This window comes from Tepidimonas fonticaldi, assembly GCF_007556755.1.
Taxonomy (GTDB): domain Bacteria; phylum Pseudomonadota; class Gammaproteobacteria; order Burkholderiales; family Burkholderiaceae_C; genus Tepidimonas; species Tepidimonas fonticaldi.
The window spans coordinates 213,995-230,799 of the sequence record NZ_VJOO01000001.1; the positions used below are offsets into that span (position 1 = coordinate 213,995).

Here is a 16,805-nt window from a genome sequence, read left to right on the forward strand (position 1 = left end):
GGAATCACTTTCCGGCAGCGGCCATCAGGGCCGTGAAGCGGTCGAACAGATAGGCGATGTCATGCGGGCCGGGGCTCGCCTCCGGGTGGCCCTGGAAGCCGAACGCCGGGCGGTCGGTGCGCGCGATGCCCTGCAGTGTGCCGTCGAACAGGCTGACGTGCGTGGCGCGCAGCGTCGCGGGCAGGCTCGCCTCGTCGACCGCAAAGCCGTGGTTCTGGCTGGTGATGCTCACTCGCCCGGTGTCGAGGTCCTTGACCGGGTGGTTGGCGCCGTGGTGGCCGAACTTCATCTTGAACGTGCGCGCGCCGCTGGCCAGCGCCAGGATCTGGTGCCCCAGGCAGATGCCGAACGTCGGCACGCCGCGCTCGATGACGGTGGCCGCCGCCGCGATCGCGTAGTCGCACGGCTCGGGGTCGCCGGGGCCGTTGGAGAGGAACACGCCGTCCGGCCGCAGCGCCAGCGCGTCCGCGGCCGGGGTGCGCGCCGGCACCACGGTGACGCGGCAGCCGCGCTCGGCCAGCATGCGCAGGATGTTGCGCTTGACGCCGAAGTCGTAGGCGACGACGTGAAAGCGCGGCTGGGCCAGGCGCCCGTAGCCGCGCGTGCCGTCCTCGCGCTGCAGCCGCCACTCGGTCTCGCTCCACTCATAGGGCTGCGCGGTGGTGACGGCCTGGGCCAGATCCAGCCCGGCCATGCTCGGCGCGCCACGCGCCGCGGCCACGGCCTCGGCGCGCACGGCATCGGTGACCGCCTCGCCCTCGCGCAGCGCGACGATGGCACCGTTTTGCGCGCCGTGCTCGCGCAGGCGGCGCGTCAGCGCGCGCGTGTCCAGCCCCGCGATGGCGACGATGCCCTCGCGGCGCAGGTATTCGCCCAGGGACTGCTCGGCGCGAAAGTTGGAATGGAGCTGGGGCAGGTCCTTGATGATCAGGCCGGCGGCCTGGATAGCGCCGGATTCGATGTCCTCGCCGTTGACCCCAACGTTGCCGATGTGCGGATACGTGAGGGTCACGATCTGCTGGCGGTAGCTGGGGTCGGTGAGGATTTCCTGATAGCCGGTGAGGGCGGTGTTGAACACCACCTCACCCACGGTCTGGCCGGTCGAACCGATGGCCACACCTTCAAAGACCGTGCCGTCTGCGAGCGCGAGGATGGCGGGTGCAAGGACGGGAAACACGGACACTCTCCAGGAAGGTTTGGACGCACCCGCACCCACCCGGCCCCGTCCGCCGCAGCGCCCGGCGACCGCGGGGCGGTCGGGGAGCTCGCAGGACAGTCACCGAGTGGACACGGACGGTCTGGGTAAACCTTGAAATTATAGCCCGCCGAACACCGTCGCTGCGCTGGCGTGCAGGCAGATCGCGGCGGCGGCGGCCACGTTGAGCGACTCTTCGCCGCCGGGCTGGATGATCCGCACCGTCTGGGCGGCCTGTGCCATCAGCTCCGGGCGCACGCCCTGCCCTTCGTGGCCCAGCAACCAGGCACACGGCCAGGGCAGGCGGGCCTCGTGCAACCAGCCCCCGTGGTGGGAACTGGTCGCGAGCAGCGGCACCTGCAAATCGGCAAGGCAGGAGGCATCCACCGCCTCTACCAGCGCGAGGCCGAAATGCGCCCCCATGCCGGCACGCAGCACCTTGGGCGACCACAGTGCCGCCGTACCGCGCAGCGCCACCACTTGGCGAAAGCCGAAGGCCGCCGCGCTGCGCAGGATGGAGCCGACGTTGCCTGGGTCTTGCAGCCGGTCCAGCACCACGGTGGGCACGCCGGCCTGCACGGTCTGAGTGGGCGGCACGGGCACCAGACAGCCGACATGGGCGGCAGACTCCAGCGGGCTGAGCTGCGCCATCAGCGCCTCGGTCAGCAGCCAGACCGGCACCTCGGGCGCCAGGGTCCCGGTCTGCTGCCACGTCTGCACCCACGCCAGGCCTGCGGGGCTGCTCACCACCGCCTCGGGCTGCCAGCCGCGGGCCAGCAGGGCACGGCACAAATGGTCGCCTTCGACCCAGACGACGCCCTCGCGCCGGTAGGCGCTGCCGTCCTGCACCAGGCGCCGCAGGCGTTTGACGCGCGGATTGTCGCGCGAGGCAATCGGCTCGGGTGGACGCTGCGGGGTCATGCGGCAGCCCCCGCAGTCGATGCGCGCAGCGCCTCGGCCACGGGCGCAAAACTGCGCCGATGCCACGGCGTGGGGCCATGCTGCCGCAGGGCACGCAGGTGCTGCGCCGTGCCATAGCCGCGGTGCCGGTCGAAGCCGTACGCGGGGTGGGCGGCATGTGCCTCGTCCATCAGGCGATCGCGCGTCACCTTGGCCACGATCGAGGCGGCGGCGATGGCCGCCACGGTCGCATCGCCGCGCACCACGGCTTCGGTCCGCATCTCCAGCACCGGTAGCCGGTTGCCATCCACCAGCACCAACGAGGGCCGCAGCCGCAGCCCGGCCACCGCGCGCTGCATGGCCAGCAGCGTCGCCTGCAGAATGTTCAACCGGTCGATCTCTTCCACACTGGCGGCACCGACCCCCAGGCACAGGGCGCGCGCCCGTATGGCGTCGTAAAGCGCCTCGCGCCGGGCGGCACTCAGGGTCTTGGAATCGGCCACACCGTCGATCGGGTCCTGGTCGTCCAGGATGACGGCAGCCGCCACGACGGGCCCGGCCAGCGGCCCCCGGCCGGCCTCGTCCACGCCGGCCACCAGGCCCCCATCGCCCCAGTCGAAAGTGTATTGTTGGGCTGCAGCCCGGCCATAGGCCAGCGGCGCCCGGGCGCGGCGGTCGGGACGAGCAGATGTCGGACGGGACGTCGAGCCCGTCTTCATGGCGCCCCCCCGCGCTCGAGCAGCGGCGCGATCGCCTGCACCGCCAGCGCCGCGGTGTCGCGTCGCAGCTCGGCGTGCAGCGCGTCAAAGCGCGCCACCAGGCGCTCGCGCCGCGCGTGCGCGGCGGCGTCGTCGGCCAGCCACGCCAGCGTCGCCTCCGCCAGCGCCTGCGGGGTGGCCGCGTCCTGCAGCAGCTCCGGCACGACGAACTCCCCGCACAGGATGTTGGGCAGCCCGACCCACGGCTGGCGCATCTTGCGCCGCGTCAGCCACCACGACAGCGGATGCATGTGGTAAGCGATCACCATCGGGCGCTTGAACAGCGCCGCCTCCAGCGTCGCGGTGCCGCTGGCCACGAGCACGACGTCACAGGCGGCCAGCGCCGCGTGCGACTGCCCGCGCAGCACGGTGATCGCCGCGGCGTGGGGGCTCGCGGCCACCCGGGTGCGGATGAGCCCCTCCAGCGCCGGCACCGCCGGCAGCACGAAGCGCAGCCGCGGCCGCTCGGCACGCAGGATCGCCACCGCGGCCAGGAAGCGCGGCAGCAGATGGTCGATCTCGGCGCGGCGGCTGCCGGGCAGCAGCGCCACCAGCGGCTGCGCGTCGTCGATGCCCAGCGTCGCGCGCGCGCCGGCGCGGTCCGGCCGCAGCGGGATGACGCCGGCCAGCGGATGGCCGACGTAGGTGGCGTCGATGCCGTGCGGGGCCAGCAGCGCCGGCTCGAACGGAAAGATGCACAGCACATGGTCGCAGGCGCGGCGGATCAGCTCGACGCGCTCCGGGCGCCACGCCCAGACGGCCGGCGCCACGAAGTGCACCGTCGGGATGCCCGCCGCACGCAGGTCGGCCTCCAGCGCCAGGTTGAAGTCCGGCGCATCGACGCCGACGAACAGCGCCGGCGGCTCGGTCAGCAGCCGCGCGCGCAGGTGGCGGCGGATGCCGACGATCTCGCGGTAATGGCGCAGCACCTCGACATAGCCGCGCACCGCGAGCTTCTCGCTCGGCCACCAGGCGTCGAACCCCTGCGCCTGCAGCGCCGGGCCGCCGATGCCGGCGGCCCGCAGCTTGGGCCAGCGCGCGCGCAGCCCCTGCAGCAGCTGCGCCGCCAGCACGTCGCCCGAGGCCTCGCCCGCCACCAGCGCCAGCCGCGGCGCGGCGGCACCCGTGGCAGCATCCCGAGACGGGTGGCTCATTTCACCCCGCTGCCGTCAAGCCTCGCCGCGGCGCGCGCGCACGATGCCGCGCTGCGTATCGACGCCGGCCAGAAAGTCGCGCATCAGCGCCACGTCCGCCGCGGCCTCCGGGTGGGTCTGCGCCAGCGCCTCGATGCGCTCGACCGCCTGCACGAGCGTCAGCCCTTCGCGGTAGAGCGCTTTGTGCATGGCCTTGACCGCGGCGATGCGCTGCGCGGAAAACCCACGCCGGCGCAGCCCCTCGAAGTTCATCGAGCGCGCCTGCGCCGGCTGGCCCTGCGCCATCACGAACGGCGGCACGTCCGCAAACAGCAGCGCGCACATCGCCGTCATCGCGTGCGCGCCGATGCGCACGAACTGGTGCACGACCGTGAAGCCCCCCAGGATCGCCCAGTCGCCCACCTGCACGTGGCCCGCCAGCTGCGCGTTGTTGGCAAAGATCGTGTGGCTACCGACCATGCAGTCGTGCGCCAGGTGGGTGTAGGCCATCATCCAGTTGTCGTCGCCCAGGCGCGTCACGCCCCCGCCCTGCACCGTGCCAACGTGGTAGGTGCTGTATTCGCGGATGGTGTTGCGCTCGCCGATGACGAGCTGGCACGGCTCGCCACGGTATTTCTTGTCCTGGTTCGGCAGGCCGAGGCTGACGAACGGGTAGATGCGGTTGTCGCGCCCGATCGTCGTGTGGCCGCCGAGCACGCAGTGCGCGCCGACCGTCGTGCCGGCGCCGATGCGCACGTGCGGGCCGACGACGGTGTAGGGGCCGATCTCGACGTCGGCGTCGAGCTCGGCCTTCGGATCGACCAGCGCGGTCGGATGGATGCGGGCCATTGCGGGCTCGGTCGACTTCAGCCGGCGATGCGGCGCATCGTGCACATCAGCTCGGCCTCGCAGGCCACCTCGTCGCCGACGCGCGCCACGCCCTTGAACTTGAAGATGCCGGCCTTCATGCGCTCCAGCGTCACGTCCATCACGAGCTGGTCACCCGGCTCCACCGGGCGCTTGAAGCGCGCGCCGTCGATGCCGGCGAAGTAGTACACCGTCTGGTCGTCCGGCGTCACCTCCAGCGTGGCAAACGCCAGCAGCGCCGCCGTCTGCGCCAGCGCCTCCAGCATCAGCACGCCCGGGAACACCGGCCTGTGCGGAAAGTGCCCGGTGAACACAGGCTCGTTGATCGTCACGTTCTTCAGCGCCCGGATCGAGGCGCCCTTGTGCAGCTCCAGCACCCGGTCCACCAGCAGGATCGGGTAGCGGTGCGGCAGTTGCTTGAGGATCTGGTGGATGTCCATCATGGGGTCGTGCGTCGTTCCAGGGCCTTGAGGCGCTCGCGCAGCGCATGCAGCTGGCGCAGCGTCGCGGCGTTCTTCTCCCAGGCGCGATTGTCGTCGATCGGAAAGATGCCGCTGTACTGCCCCGGCTGAAGGATCGAGCGCATCACCACCGACGCGGCCGAGATGTGCACGTGGTCGGCGAGTTCCAGGTGGCCGAGCACGATGGCCCCGCCGCCCAGCGTGCAGAACGCCCCGATGCGCGCCGAGCCGGCGATGCCGACGCAGCCGGCCATCGCGGTGTGGCGCCCGACGTGCACGTTGTGGCCGATCTGGATCAGGTTGTCGAGCTTGACGCCGTCTTCGAGCACCGTGTCGCCGAGCGCGCCGCGGTCGATGCAGCAGTTGGCGCCGATCTCCACGTCGTCGCCGATGCGCACGGCGCCGAGCTGCTCGATCTTCTCCCAGCGTTTGCCCTCACCGCCGGGCAGCGGCACCGGCGCGAAGCCAAAGCCGTCGGCGCCGATCACGGTGCCGCCGTGCACCAGGCCCCGCGCGCCGATGCGGCAGTCGTAGCCGAGCACGACGTGGGCCCCGAGCCGCGTGCCGGCGCCGACGCAGGCGCGCGCCTGCACCACCGCGTGCGCGCCGAGCTCCGCGCCCTCCTCCACCACCGCGCCGTCCTCCACCACCGCAAACGGCCCGAGCCGCGCCGTCGGGTGCACGCGCGCGCCCGGTGCCACCCAGGCGGTAGGATGCACCCCGACAGGCGCCGGGCGCGGCTGCACATGCTGGCGCCACCATTGGGTCAACCGGGCGAACGTCCCATAGGGGTCCGGGCTCTCCCAGCACGCCCAGCCGCCCGCGGGCGGTTCGGAACGGGCCAGCACATCGGCCACCAGATCGGGCGGCGCAATCACCACCCCGGCCCGGGAACCGGCCAGCGCAGCACGGTAACGCGGATGGGCGACGAACGCCACCGCGTCCGCCCCGGCCTCGGCCAGCGGCGCGATGCGCACCACGACCCGATCGCCCGTGCCATGCAAAACGCCGCCCAGGGCGGCGTGCAGGTCGGACAGGCGAGCGCTCACTTGGCGTTGTTCAGCCCCGAAATCACCTTGTCGGTGATGTCGTGGCGCGGAGCGATATAGACCGCTTCCTGCAGAATCAGGTCGTACTTTTCGGCCTCGGCGATCTGCTTGATGACGCGGTTGGCGCGCTCGATGACCTGTTGCAGCTCTTCGTTGCGGCGCTGGGCGAGATCCTCCTGGAACTCGCGCCGGCGGCGTTGAAAGTCGCGGTCCAGCTCGGCGAGCTGGCGCTGGCGCGTCGCGCGCTGGGACTCGGACAACGTCGGCGCGTCTTTTTCGAGTTTTTCGGTCGCTTGGCGCAATTGGTTGCCCAGGGCGTCGATCTCGCGCTCCCGGCGCGAGAACTCCTGCTCCAGGCGGGTCTGGGCGGCCTTGGCCGCGTTGGAGTCGCGCAGGATGCGTTCGGTGCTCACGAAGCCGATCTTGAGATCCTGGGCCAGCGCCACGGTGGAGGCAGCGGCAAAGGCCGCCGCCAGCACCCAGCGGGCGCCCCAGGTCCGGGTCATGTGTTTCATCAGAAAGCGGTACCGATCGAGAATTGGACGGTTTGCGTCTTGTCGCCGGTCTGCTTGCGCAGCGGCTTGGCGAACGCGATTCTAAGCGGTCCGACCGGCGAGATCCAGCTCACGCCGATGCCGGCGGAGGCGCGCAGATCGGACAGCGAGAACTTCTGATCCGGCGCATAGATGTTGCCGACGTCGAAAAAGCCGAACATGCGCAAGGTGCGGTCGTTGCCCGCGCCGGGGAAGGGCATGATCAGCTCGGTATTGAGCAGCACCATCTTGTTGCCGCCCAGATAGGCCTTGTCGGTGCTGTTGGTCAGCGCGCTCTGCAGGCCCAGCGTGCCCTGCTCGAAGCCGCGCACCGACCCCAGACCGCCGCCGTAGAAGTACTTGAACAGCGGAACGGGCTTGCCGCTCAAGCCCTTGGCCCAGCCGGCTTCTGCATTGAAGGCCAGGGTGAACTTGCGGTTCAGCGGGATGTACTGCTGATATTGAGCGCTGGCTTTGACGTAGCGGGTGTCGCCGGCAATGCCCAATTCGCCGTTGACGCGCTTGAGAGTGCCCTGCGTGGGCACGAGCGCACTGTCGCGTTCGTCGCGCGCCCAGCCGATCGTCAGCGGCACCGACGTCGGCGAATCGCCGAAGTCGCGGATGAAATCGTTGTACGCCACCGGCATGCGGTCGCCCGGCTCGATCTTCGTCTTCTCGATGCCGATGCCGAAGAAGACCGTGTCGGTCTCGGTGAACGGCACGCCGAAGCGGATGCTCGCCCCCGGCGTCACCAGGCGGTAGTCACCCTCTTGAGCGTCGAACGGACGGGTCGTGCGGTAGTACACGTCCAGCGTGCGCGAGATGCCGTCCTCGGTGAAGTACGGGTTGGTCGTGCTGAGCACGAACTGCCGGTTGAACTTGCTGGTGTTGACGTTGAGCCCGAGGTAGTTGCCCGTGCCAAAGACGTTTTCCTGCTGGATGCCGGCCAGCAGCGAGAGCTTTTCGGCCTGCGAGTAGCCAGCACCCACGGTCAGGTTGCCGGTCGGCTTTTCGACCACGGTCATGACGAGGTCCACCTGATCCGGCGCGCCCGGCACCTCTTGGGTGTCGATGCGCACCTCGGTGAAAAAGCCCAGGCGGTCCACCCGGTCGCGCGACAGGCGAATCTTGTCGCTGTCGTACCAGGCCGATTCGAGCTGACGGAACTCGCGCCGGATGACTTCGTCGCGGGTGCGGTTGTTGCCTTCGATCTGGATGCGGCGCACATACGCGCGCCGCGACGGCTGGCCGCGCAGCACGACGGCGACGCGGTTGCGCTCGCGGTCGATCTCGGGCACGGCCTCCACGCGCGCGAACGCATAGCCGAACGCCCCATAGTAGTCGGTGAAGGCCTTGACGGTCTCGGCCACCTGCTCGGCGTTGTAGGCCTGCCCGGGCTGAATGCGGATGAGCGACTGGAACTCGGCCTCCTTGCCCAGGTAGTCCCCCTCCAGCCGCACGGCGGACACGGCATAGCGCTGGCCTTCGGTGATGTTGATGGTCAGCGTCAGCGTGGACTTGTCCGGCGACAGCGCCACCTGGGTGGAATCGATGTTGAATTCCAGGTAGCCGCGCGTCAGGTAGTACGACCGCAGCGACTCCAGATCGGCGTTGAGCTTGGCGCGCGAGTAGCGGTCGCTCTTGGTGTACCAGCTCAGCCACCCGCCGGTGTCCAGGTCGAACAGATCCAGCAGCGTCTTTTCCGGGAAGGCCTGCGCGCCGACGATGCGGATCTCGCGGATCTTGGTGACGTCGCCCTCGACGACGTTGAAGTTGAGGTTGACGCGGTTGCGCTCGATCGGCGTGACGGTGGTGGTGACCTGCACCGCGTACATGCTGCGGTTGAGGTACTGGCGCTTGAGCTCCTGCTCCGCGCGGTCGGCGAGCGCCCGGTCGAACGGCCGCCCCTCCGTCAGCCCGATGTCGCGCAGCGCCTTGCGCAGCACCTCGTTGTCGAACTCCTTGACCCCGGAGAAGCTGACGTCGGCCACCGTCGGGCGCTCCTCGACGATGACGACCAGCACGTCGCCATCCACCTGCAGGCGCACATCCGAAAACAGCCCCAAACCGAACAGCGCGCGGATCGCCGCGGCGCCCTGCTCGTCCGAATAGGTGTCGCCCACGCGGAACGGCAGCGACGCGAACACCGTGCCGGGCTCGACCCGCTGCAGGCCTTCGACGCGGATGTCACGGACGGTAAAGGGATTGACGGCCCAGGCCGGCAGGGCGGTGGCCAGCGTCGCCAGCAGGACGCCGGCGCGCACGCGCCAGGAGCGCTCGTGAGATGGTTTCATGCGGTGCGGGTCTGCCCGGGGTCAGCCGAGCAATCGGGCAAGATCGTTGAAGATGGCCAGCGACATCAGGGCGACGAGCAGGGCCACGCCCCCTCGCTGCAGCCGGTCCATCCACACCTCGGACAGCGGCCGGCCGGCCACCGCCTCCCAAAGATAATACATCAGGTGCCCCCCATCCAGGACGGGCAGCGGCAGCAGGTTGAGCACGCCCAGGCTGACGCTCACCAAGGCCAAAAACGTCAGAAACGGGATCCAGCCCAGGCTGGCGGACTGCCCGGCGTAGTCGGCAATCGTCAGGGGGCCGCTCAGGTTGCGCAGCGAGGCCTCGCCGATCAGCATCTTGCCCAGCATCTGCAACGACAGGATGGACACGTCCCAGGTGCGGCGCAGCCCCTCGCCCAGGGCGTCGATCACGCCGTGCTCGACCACCGTCATCGCAGGGGCCGCGCCGACCATGGCACCCACCCGGCCGACCCAGGCATCGCCCTGCTGCTGCGGACGCGGCGTGACCACCACCTCCTGTACCGCCCCGTCCCGCTCGATGCGCCAGCGCTGGGGCCGTGCTTGGCCGCGCTCGTCCACGGCGGTGCGGATGCGCGCGCGCAGTTGCTGGGCATCGACCATGGCCTCACCATCGACCGCCAGCACGCGGTCACCCGGGCGCAGGCCCGCCGCGGCGGCCGCGCCATCGGGCGTCACCTCACCGAGTTGCGGTGCCGACCACGGGGCCACGATGCCGATGCGCTCGAACAGGCGGGCGTCGACATCGCGGACCTCCAGCGTGGACAGTGGCAGCGTGACCTCCCGCCCCGGGGACTGCGGTCCGTCGCCGAGCCACAGCCGCAGATCCAGCCCCTCCAACGCCGCCTGCGTCAGCCGCCAGCGCAATTCGTCGAAGGACCGCACCGCCTGCGGGGCCTGGTCGCCCGTGGCGGCAGCGCTCACCCATTCCCCGCCGCGGATGCCGGCCCGCTCGGCCAGCGAAGCCGCGGTCGGGCTGGCGAGCACGGGCTGCGCCTGCGGCACCCCCCACCACGCCACGAAGGCATAGAGCGCGACCGCCAACAGCAGATTGGCCGCCGGCCCCGCGGCCACGATGGCCGCCCGGCGGCGCAGGGGCTGCGCGTTGAAGGCCAGGTGCCGCTGCTCGGCCGCCACCGGTGCTTCCCGCTCGTCGAGCATACGCACATAGCCGCCCAGCGGCAGGGCCGCCACGACGAACTCGGTACCCCGGCGGTTGCGCCACGTCAACAGCGGACGGCCCAAGCCGATCGAAAACCGCAGCACCGGCACCCCGCAGGCCACCGCCATGCGGTAGTGCCCCCACTCGTGAACGGCGATCAGGACGGCGATCGCGACCAGAAACGACAGAACGGTGATCATCGGGTGCCTTCCATGGGGTCGCGCGGACGGCCAGGCGCTCAGCCCCGCGCCAGCCCCCGAACGCGCTCGCCGGCCCGCGCCCGCGCCTCGCGGTCGATGGCCAGCAGGTCGTCCAGCGACCCCGGCTTGGAGGGCACGAAGGCCTCCAGCGTTCCGCGGTTGACCGCGTGGATGTGGTCGAAGCGCAGCCGCCCGGACAGAAAGGCATCGACCGCCACCTCGTTGGCCGCATTGAGCACGGCGGTCGTGCCGACTGGGGCGCGCAGCGCCTCCCAGGCCAGGAACAGGCCGGGAAAGCGCCGCGGGTCGGGCGGCTCGAACGTCAACGCCCCCAGGGTCGCGAAATCGAGCGGCTCGGCCCCCGAGGCGATGCGCTCCGGCCAGCTCAGCCCGTAGGCGATCGGCACGCGCATGTCCGGCGTCCCCAGTTGCGCCACGACGGAGCGGTCCCGATACTGAACCATCGAGTGCACCACGCTCTGCGGATGGATCACCACGTCGATCTGCTCCGGCGCAAAGCCAAACAGGTAGCGCGCCTCGATGACTTCCAACGCCTTGTTCATCATCGTCGCCGAATCGACCGAGATCTTGCGGCCCATGACCCAGTTGGGGTGGGCGCAGGCCTCCTGCGGCGTGACGGTGGCCAGCGTCGCGGGATCGCGCTGCCGAAACGGCCCGCCCGAGGCCGTCAGCACGATTTTCTCGACCCGCTCGGTCCAGGTTTCGGGATCCTCGGGCAGGGCTTGGAAGATGGCCGAATGCTCGCTGTCGATGGGCAGCAGCCGTGCCCCGCCGGCGCGCACGGCAGCCAGAAACACCTCGCCGCCGACGACCAGCGCCTCTTTGTTGGCCAGCAGCAGGCGCTTGCCCGCATGGGCCGCCGCCAGACAGGGGGCAAGCCCCGCCGCTCCGACGATGGCCGCCATGACAGTATCCACCTCGGGGTGCGCGGCCATCTCGGTCAGCCCGGCGGGCCCGCCCAGCGCCTGTGTGGGCAAGCCGCGCTGGCGCAGGCCGGCCGCCAGCTCGTCGAGCCGCGCCGCGCCAATCACCGCCCAGCGAGGCCGGAAGCGTTCGCACAGCGCCAGCAGCGCTTCGACCTGCCGCTCGGCGCTCAGGGCCACGACCTCGAAGCGATCCGGGTGGCGGGCCACCACGTCGAGCGTGTTGGTGCCGATCGAGCCCGTCGCGCCGAGCACCGCGATGCGCTGGCGGGGGGACGAGGCCTCGGTGGGGGTGACGGGGGTCATGCGGAACGATCGAAAGGGCAGGGCACGAAGGACGTTGGGGGCGGATTGGGGTCGAAACAGGGTCGGGTCATGCCGCGTCCGCCAGCAGCGCCATCACGGCCGGCAGCACCGGCAGCAGCGCATCGACGCGATCGAGCACCCCCCCATGGCCGGGCAGCAGCGCGCTGGAATCCTTGACCCCGGCGCTGCGCTTGACGAGCGATTCGAACAAATCCCCGGCGACGCTGGCGGCCGTCAACAGCAACAGCGCCGGAATCGCCACCACCCACCCGCGCGCAACCAGGATGGGGTACAGCGCCTGTGTCGCCGGCACCCAGATGGCGGCGACCGCCGTCCAAGCGAAGGCCAGCACCAGGACGGCCAGCGTTCCGCTGACGACCCCTTCCCAGCTCTTGCCCGGGCTGATGCGCGGCGCGAGCTTGCGCCGGCCAAACGCCTTGCCGCCAAAGTAGGCCGCGATGTCCGCCACCCACACCAGCAGCAGCGCACTCAGCAGCACACCCAGGCCGCGGGCGTGCAGGTTGACGAGCGCCCACCACGCGCCCGCCAGTGCCAACCAGCCAAAGGGCAGCCGCAGCACAACGGGCCACCGCCCCCAGGCCTCCACCCCTTGCCGCAGCGCCAGCACCAGCACGGCGGCCCACAGCGCGGTGATGCCCCACCAGACCATCGCCGGCCAGGGCGCATCGCCCCACGCCCCCCATGCCAGCCCGAGCACGCCCATCAGCCCCAAACCGCTGACCAGGGCCCCCTTGGGGCCACAGCCGTTCAGCCGGGACCACTCCCAACCGGCCGCCCCCATCAACACGCCGGTGACGGCCGCAAACGGCAGCGGCCCGGCGTACACCATGGCGGGCAACAGCACCAGCAGCAGCGCCACCGCCGTGATCACGCGTTGCAGCAACATGGGCGTCCTGTCGTGCGGGTGGCCAGACCTCAGGCCACCCGCGAGGCCTGCACCTGTTCGGGCGTGCGCCCAAAGCGCCGCTGGCGCTGCGCATACGCCGCCAAGGCACGGTCGTACTCCGCCTCGTCAAAGGCGGGCCAGAGGCGGTCGGTAAAAAACAACTCGCTATAGGCGATCTGCCAGAGCAAAAAATTGCTGATGCGCTGCTCTCCCCCCGTGCGGATCACCAGATCCGGATCCGGCACATGGGCCAAGGCCAGGGTTGCCGACAGGGAGGATTCCGTGATCGGCTCGCCGCGCGCTGCCAGCGCCTGCGCGGCCTGCACGATGTCCCACCGCCCGCCGTAGTTGAAGCACACGTTGAGCATCAGCCGATCGTTGCCGGCGGTGCGGCGCTCGGCCTCGGCGATGCCGTCCACCAACGCGGAGGGCAGCCCTTCGCGCGAGCCGGGCACATGCAGCCGCACCCCGGCTTCGTCCAGCCGGGGGACCTCATCCATCAGGGCCTGGACCATCAGGCGCAGGATCGCGCCGACCTCGTCCTGGGGACGGTTCCAGTTTTCCGAAGAGAACGCGAACACCGTCAGCACCCGGACACCGCGCTGCACGCTCCAGCCGATGACGCGGCGCAGCGTCTCCATGCCCGCGCGGTGTCCGGCCACGCGGGGCAGCAGCCGCTGGCGCGCCCAGCGGCCATTGCCGTCCATGACGATGGCCACGTGGTGCGGCACCCGGCCCGCGACGTCGGGGGCGGCGCCGGGGGCCGCGGCGGGGGTGACGGACATGCAGCCCGCCTCAGATGGCCATGATGTCGGCTTCCTTGGCCGCCACCATCTTGTCGACCTCGGCGATCATGCGGTCGGTCAGCTTCTGGATGTCGTCCTGCGCGCGGCGCTCGTCGTCCTCGGAGACGAGCTTGTCCTTGACCAGGCGCTTGACGTGCTCGTTGGCGTCGCGGCGCAGGTTGCGGATCGCCACCTTGGCGTGCTCGCCCTCGGCCTTGACGACCTTGGTCAGCTCGCGGCGGCGCTCCTCGGTCATCGGCGGGATCGGCACGCGGATCAGGTCGCCGTGCGAGGCGGGGTTGAGCCCCAGGTCGGACTCGCGGATCGCCTTTTCGATCTTGGCGCCCATGCCTTTTTCCCACGGCGCCACGCCGATCGTGCGCGCATCGAGCAGCGACAGGTTGGCCACCTGGCTGATCGGCAGCATGCTGCCGTAGTACTCGACCTGCACGGTGTCCAGCAGCGCCGGGTTGGCGCGGCCGGTGCGCACCTTGGCCAGGCTGCTGCGCAGCGCCTCCAGCGACTGCTGCATCTTTTGCTCGGCGGTTTTTTTGATGTCGGGGATGCTGCTCATCGAATGGCCTCTCGTTGTCTCAGACGTGCACCAGCGTGCCCTCGTCCTCGCCCTGCACCACGCGCTTGAGCGCGCCGGGCTTGAAGATCGAGAACACGCGCACCGGCAGGTTCTGGTCGCGGCACAGCGCAAAGGCCGTCGCGTCCATCACCTGCAGTTGGCGCACCATGGCTTCGTCGAAGCTGATGCGCTGGTAGCGGGTGGCGTTCGGGTCTTTTTTGGGGTCGGCGGTGTAGACACCGTCCACCTTGGTGGCCTTGAGCACGATCTCGGCGCCGATTTCGGCGCCGCGCAGGGCCGCGGCGGTGTCGGTGGTGAAGAAGGGGTTGCCGGTGCCGGCGGCGAAGACCACCACCTTGCCCTCTTCCAGATACTGCAGCGCCTTGGGGCGCACATAGGGCTCGACCACCTGGTCGATCGCGATGGCCGACATGACGCGAGCCTTGGTGCCGCTGCGCTCCAGCGCGTCGCCAATGGCCAGCGCATTCATGACCGTGGCCAGCATGCCCATGTAATCGGCCGTGGCGCGATCCATGCCCACCGCCCCGCCGGCCACGCCGCGGAACAGGTTGCCACCGCCGATCACGATGGCCACCTGCACGCCCAGGCGGCTGACCTCGGTGACCTCGGCCACGATGCGCTCGATCGTGCCGCGGTGGATGCCGAAGGCCTCGTCGCCCATCAGGGCTTCACCGGAGAGCTTGAGGAGGATGCGCTGCAAAGCGGGCATGGCGGGTCTCGCTACCTTTTAAGAATTGTACGGGGGACGGGTTGCGACGAGGCGGGCTGCAAAAACGGCCGACCCCTGGGCAGGGGCCGGCCGTCCGGAAGGGGGGAACGTCGGTCAGGCCTTTTGCGCCGCGGCGACCTGGGCCGCCACTTCGGCCGCGAAGTCGTCCTGCTTCTTCTCGATGCCCTCGCCCACCACGTAGAGCGTAAAGCCCTTGACGGTGGTGTTGGCGCCCTTCAGGTACTGGGCCACGGTCTGCTTACCGTCGGCGGCCTTGACGAACACCTGATCCAGCAGCGAGACCTCCTTGAGGTACTTCTGGACGGCGCCCTCCACCATCTTGGCGATGATGTCGGCAGGCTTGCCCGACTCGGCGGCCTTTTGCTCGGCGATCGAGCGCTCCTTGGCCACCAGCTCGGCCGGCACGTCGGCCGACGAGGTCGCCACCGGCTTCATCGCGGCGATGTGCATGGCCACGTCCTTGGCCGCCACGGCATCGCCGTCGAACTCGACCATCACGCCAATGCGCACGCCGTGCAGGTAGGTGGCCAGTTGGCCACCGCCCGAGTAGCGCTTGAAGCGGCGGATCGTCATGTTCTCGCCGATCTTGCCGATCAGACCCTTGCGCACGTCCTCGACGGTCGGACCGAATCCTTCCATCGACAGCGGCAGGGCGGACAGCGCCGCCACGTCGGCCGGATCGTTCTCGGCCACCAGCTTGGCCAGCGCGGCGCAAAAGCCCGCGAACAGCTCGTTCTTGGAAACGAAGTCCGTCTCGCAGTTGACCTCGATCAGCGCGCCGGTGTTGCCGGCGATGTGCGAGGCGACCATGCCTTCGGCGGTGACCCGGCTAGCGGCCTTGCCGGCCTTGTTGCCCAGCTTGACGCGCAGGATTTCCTCGGCCTTCTCCATGTTGCCGTCGGCCTCGGTCAGGGCCTTCTTGCACTCCATCATGGGGGCGTCGGTCTTGGCGCGGAGTTCCGCGACCATGCTAGCGGTGATAGCTGCCATCGTATTGCTCCTGTGGGCGGCGCGCGCCGCCCGAATGTAATCCCGGGGATGTGTCCGCACGGTGACAAAAAAGGGGCACGCAGCCCCTTCGTTCACCGCGCGGCTGCGGCTCAGGCTTCCTTGACCTCGACGAACTCGTCGTCACCGGCGCGCGCGGCCTGTACGACGTTGTTCACGGCGGCGTTGCGGCCCTCCAGCACGGCATCGGCGATGCCGCGGGCATAGATGGCGACCGCCTTGGCGGAGTCGTCGTTGCCCGGGATCACGTAATCGATGCCCTCCGGCGAGTGGTTGGTGTCCACCACGCCAATCACGGGGATGCCCAGCTTCTTGGCTTCGGCCACGGCGATCTTGTGGTAGCCGACGTCGATCACGAAGATCGCATCCGGCAGCGCCGCCATGTCCTGGATGCCGCCGATGTCCTTCTCGAGCTTTTCGATCTCGCGGTTGAACAGCAGTTGCTCTTTCTTGGACATGCTGTCCAGACCGGCTTCTTTTTGGGCCTGCATGTCCTTCAGGCGCTTGATGGAGGCCTTGACCGTCTTGAAGTTGGTCAGCATGCCGCCCAGCCAGCGCTGCTCGACGTAGGGCATGCCGGCGCGGCGCGCCTCGGCCGCCACGATGTCACGCGACTGGCGCTTGGTGCCCACCATCAGCACCGTGCCACCGTTGGCGGTGAGCTGACGCACGAACTTGCGGGCTTCCTCGAACAGCGGAACCGTCTTTTCGAGGTTGATGATGTGAATCTTGTTGCGATGGCCGAAAATGAAAGGGGCCATCTTGGGGTTCCAGAAGCGCGTCTGGTGCCCGAAGTGGACACCGGCTTCCAGCATTTCGCGCATGGAAATGGACATGATCGTCTTTCGTTCCTGAGGTTGGGTCTAAAGCCGGCCCGGATCGGCTGGCGGGATACCCCGCCACGACCGACACCTGGAAGGACCGTCTCGCGATTGGTTTTGCACACGTCCCCGGCGA

At 69.8% G+C, this 16,805-nt stretch carries 17 protein-coding genes; all 17 read right to left on the bottom strand.

What is annotated here, in order from left to right; translation table 11 throughout:
• Positions 1-4: 4 nt before the first annotated feature.
• Positions 5-1,177, bottom strand: a complete 1,173-nt coding sequence (gene carA / locus Tfont_RS00930; RefSeq protein WP_143968101.1) for a glutamine-hydrolyzing carbamoyl-phosphate synthase small subunit — start codon at positions 1,175-1,177, stop codon at positions 5-7.
• A gap of 138 nt (positions 1,178-1,315) precedes the next feature.
• Positions 1,316-2,116 carry a TrmH family RNA methyltransferase gene (locus Tfont_RS00935; protein WP_143968102.1) on the bottom strand — a complete coding sequence of 267 codons (801 nt, stop codon included), beginning with the start codon at positions 2,114-2,116 and terminating at the stop codon, positions 1,316-1,318.
• Complete coding sequence (rnhB, locus tag Tfont_RS00940; RefSeq protein WP_143968103.1) at positions 2,113-2,814, bottom strand: ribonuclease HII; 702 nt, start codon at positions 2,812-2,814, stop codon at positions 2,113-2,115. Before rnhB ends, Tfont_RS00935 begins: the two co-directional genes overlap by 4 nt.
• The gene (gene lpxB, locus Tfont_RS00945; protein ID WP_185974443.1) at positions 2,811-4,007 is read right to left on the bottom strand and encodes a lipid-A-disaccharide synthase; all 1,197 of its coding nucleotides are present in this window, start codon (positions 4,005-4,007) and stop codon (positions 2,811-2,813) included. The genes rnhB and lpxB overlap by 4 nt, the downstream gene beginning before the upstream one ends.
• A gap of 15 nt (positions 4,008-4,022) precedes the next feature.
• Positions 4,023-4,835 (bottom strand): acyl-ACP--UDP-N-acetylglucosamine O-acyltransferase, encoded by an 813-nt coding sequence (gene lpxA / locus Tfont_RS00950; RefSeq protein ID WP_143968104.1) that lies wholly within the window; start codon positions 4,833-4,835, stop codon positions 4,023-4,025.
• 17 nt (positions 4,836-4,852) lie between these two features.
• Positions 4,853-5,296 carry a 3-hydroxyacyl-ACP dehydratase FabZ gene (fabZ, locus tag Tfont_RS00955; protein WP_143968105.1) on the bottom strand — a complete coding sequence of 148 codons (444 nt, stop codon included), beginning with the start codon at positions 5,294-5,296 and terminating at the stop codon, positions 4,853-4,855.
• Positions 5,293-6,363, bottom strand: coding sequence for a UDP-3-O-(3-hydroxymyristoyl)glucosamine N-acyltransferase (gene lpxD, locus Tfont_RS00960; RefSeq protein ID WP_143968106.1), 1,071 nt, complete (start codon positions 6,361-6,363; stop codon positions 5,293-5,295). The genes fabZ and lpxD overlap by 4 nt, the downstream gene beginning before the upstream one ends.
• Positions 6,360-6,878 carry an OmpH family outer membrane protein gene (locus Tfont_RS00965; protein ID WP_143968107.1) on the bottom strand — a complete coding sequence of 173 codons (519 nt, stop codon included), beginning with the start codon at positions 6,876-6,878 and terminating at the stop codon, positions 6,360-6,362. Before Tfont_RS00965 ends, lpxD begins: the two co-directional genes overlap by 4 nt.
• Positions 6,878-9,190 (bottom strand): outer membrane protein assembly factor BamA, encoded by a 2,313-nt coding sequence (gene bamA / locus Tfont_RS00970; RefSeq protein ID WP_143968108.1) that lies wholly within the window; start codon positions 9,188-9,190, stop codon positions 6,878-6,880. Before bamA ends, Tfont_RS00965 begins: the two co-directional genes overlap by 1 nt.
• 21 nt (positions 9,191-9,211) lie before the next feature.
• The gene (gene rseP, locus Tfont_RS00975) at positions 9,212-10,573 is read right to left on the bottom strand and encodes an RIP metalloprotease RseP (protein WP_143968109.1); all 1,362 of its coding nucleotides are present in this window, start codon (positions 10,571-10,573) and stop codon (positions 9,212-9,214) included.
• Positions 10,574-10,611: 38 nt separating this feature from the next.
• Positions 10,612-11,823, bottom strand: a complete 1,212-nt coding sequence (locus tag Tfont_RS00980) for a 1-deoxy-D-xylulose-5-phosphate reductoisomerase (protein WP_143968110.1) — start codon at positions 11,821-11,823, stop codon at positions 10,612-10,614.
• 67 nt (positions 11,824-11,890) lie between these two features.
• Positions 11,891-12,730, bottom strand: coding sequence for a phosphatidate cytidylyltransferase (locus Tfont_RS00985; RefSeq protein WP_143968111.1), 840 nt, complete (start codon positions 12,728-12,730; stop codon positions 11,891-11,893).
• Positions 12,731-12,759: 29 nt separating this feature from the next.
• Positions 12,760-13,515 carry a polyprenyl diphosphate synthase gene (gene uppS, locus Tfont_RS00990; protein ID WP_068606349.1) on the bottom strand — a complete coding sequence of 252 codons (756 nt, stop codon included), beginning with the start codon at positions 13,513-13,515 and terminating at the stop codon, positions 12,760-12,762.
• A 10-nt stretch (positions 13,516-13,525) separates the two neighbouring features.
• Positions 13,526-14,089 carry a ribosome recycling factor gene (gene frr, locus Tfont_RS00995; protein ID WP_143968112.1) on the bottom strand — a complete coding sequence of 188 codons (564 nt, stop codon included), beginning with the start codon at positions 14,087-14,089 and terminating at the stop codon, positions 13,526-13,528.
• Positions 14,090-14,108: 19 nt separating this feature from the next.
• Positions 14,109-14,819, bottom strand: a complete 711-nt coding sequence (gene pyrH / locus Tfont_RS01000) for a UMP kinase (RefSeq protein WP_143968113.1) — start codon at positions 14,817-14,819, stop codon at positions 14,109-14,111.
• Between the two features lie 114 nt (positions 14,820-14,933).
• Positions 14,934-15,830, bottom strand: coding sequence for a translation elongation factor Ts (gene tsf / locus Tfont_RS01005; RefSeq protein WP_143968114.1), 897 nt, complete (start codon positions 15,828-15,830; stop codon positions 14,934-14,936).
• A 110-nt stretch (positions 15,831-15,940) separates the two neighbouring features.
• Entirely contained in the window at positions 15,941-16,684 is a 744-nt protein-coding gene (gene rpsB, locus Tfont_RS01010) for a 30S ribosomal protein S2 (RefSeq protein WP_143968115.1), read from the bottom strand.
• Positions 16,685-16,805: the final 121 nt, after the last annotated feature.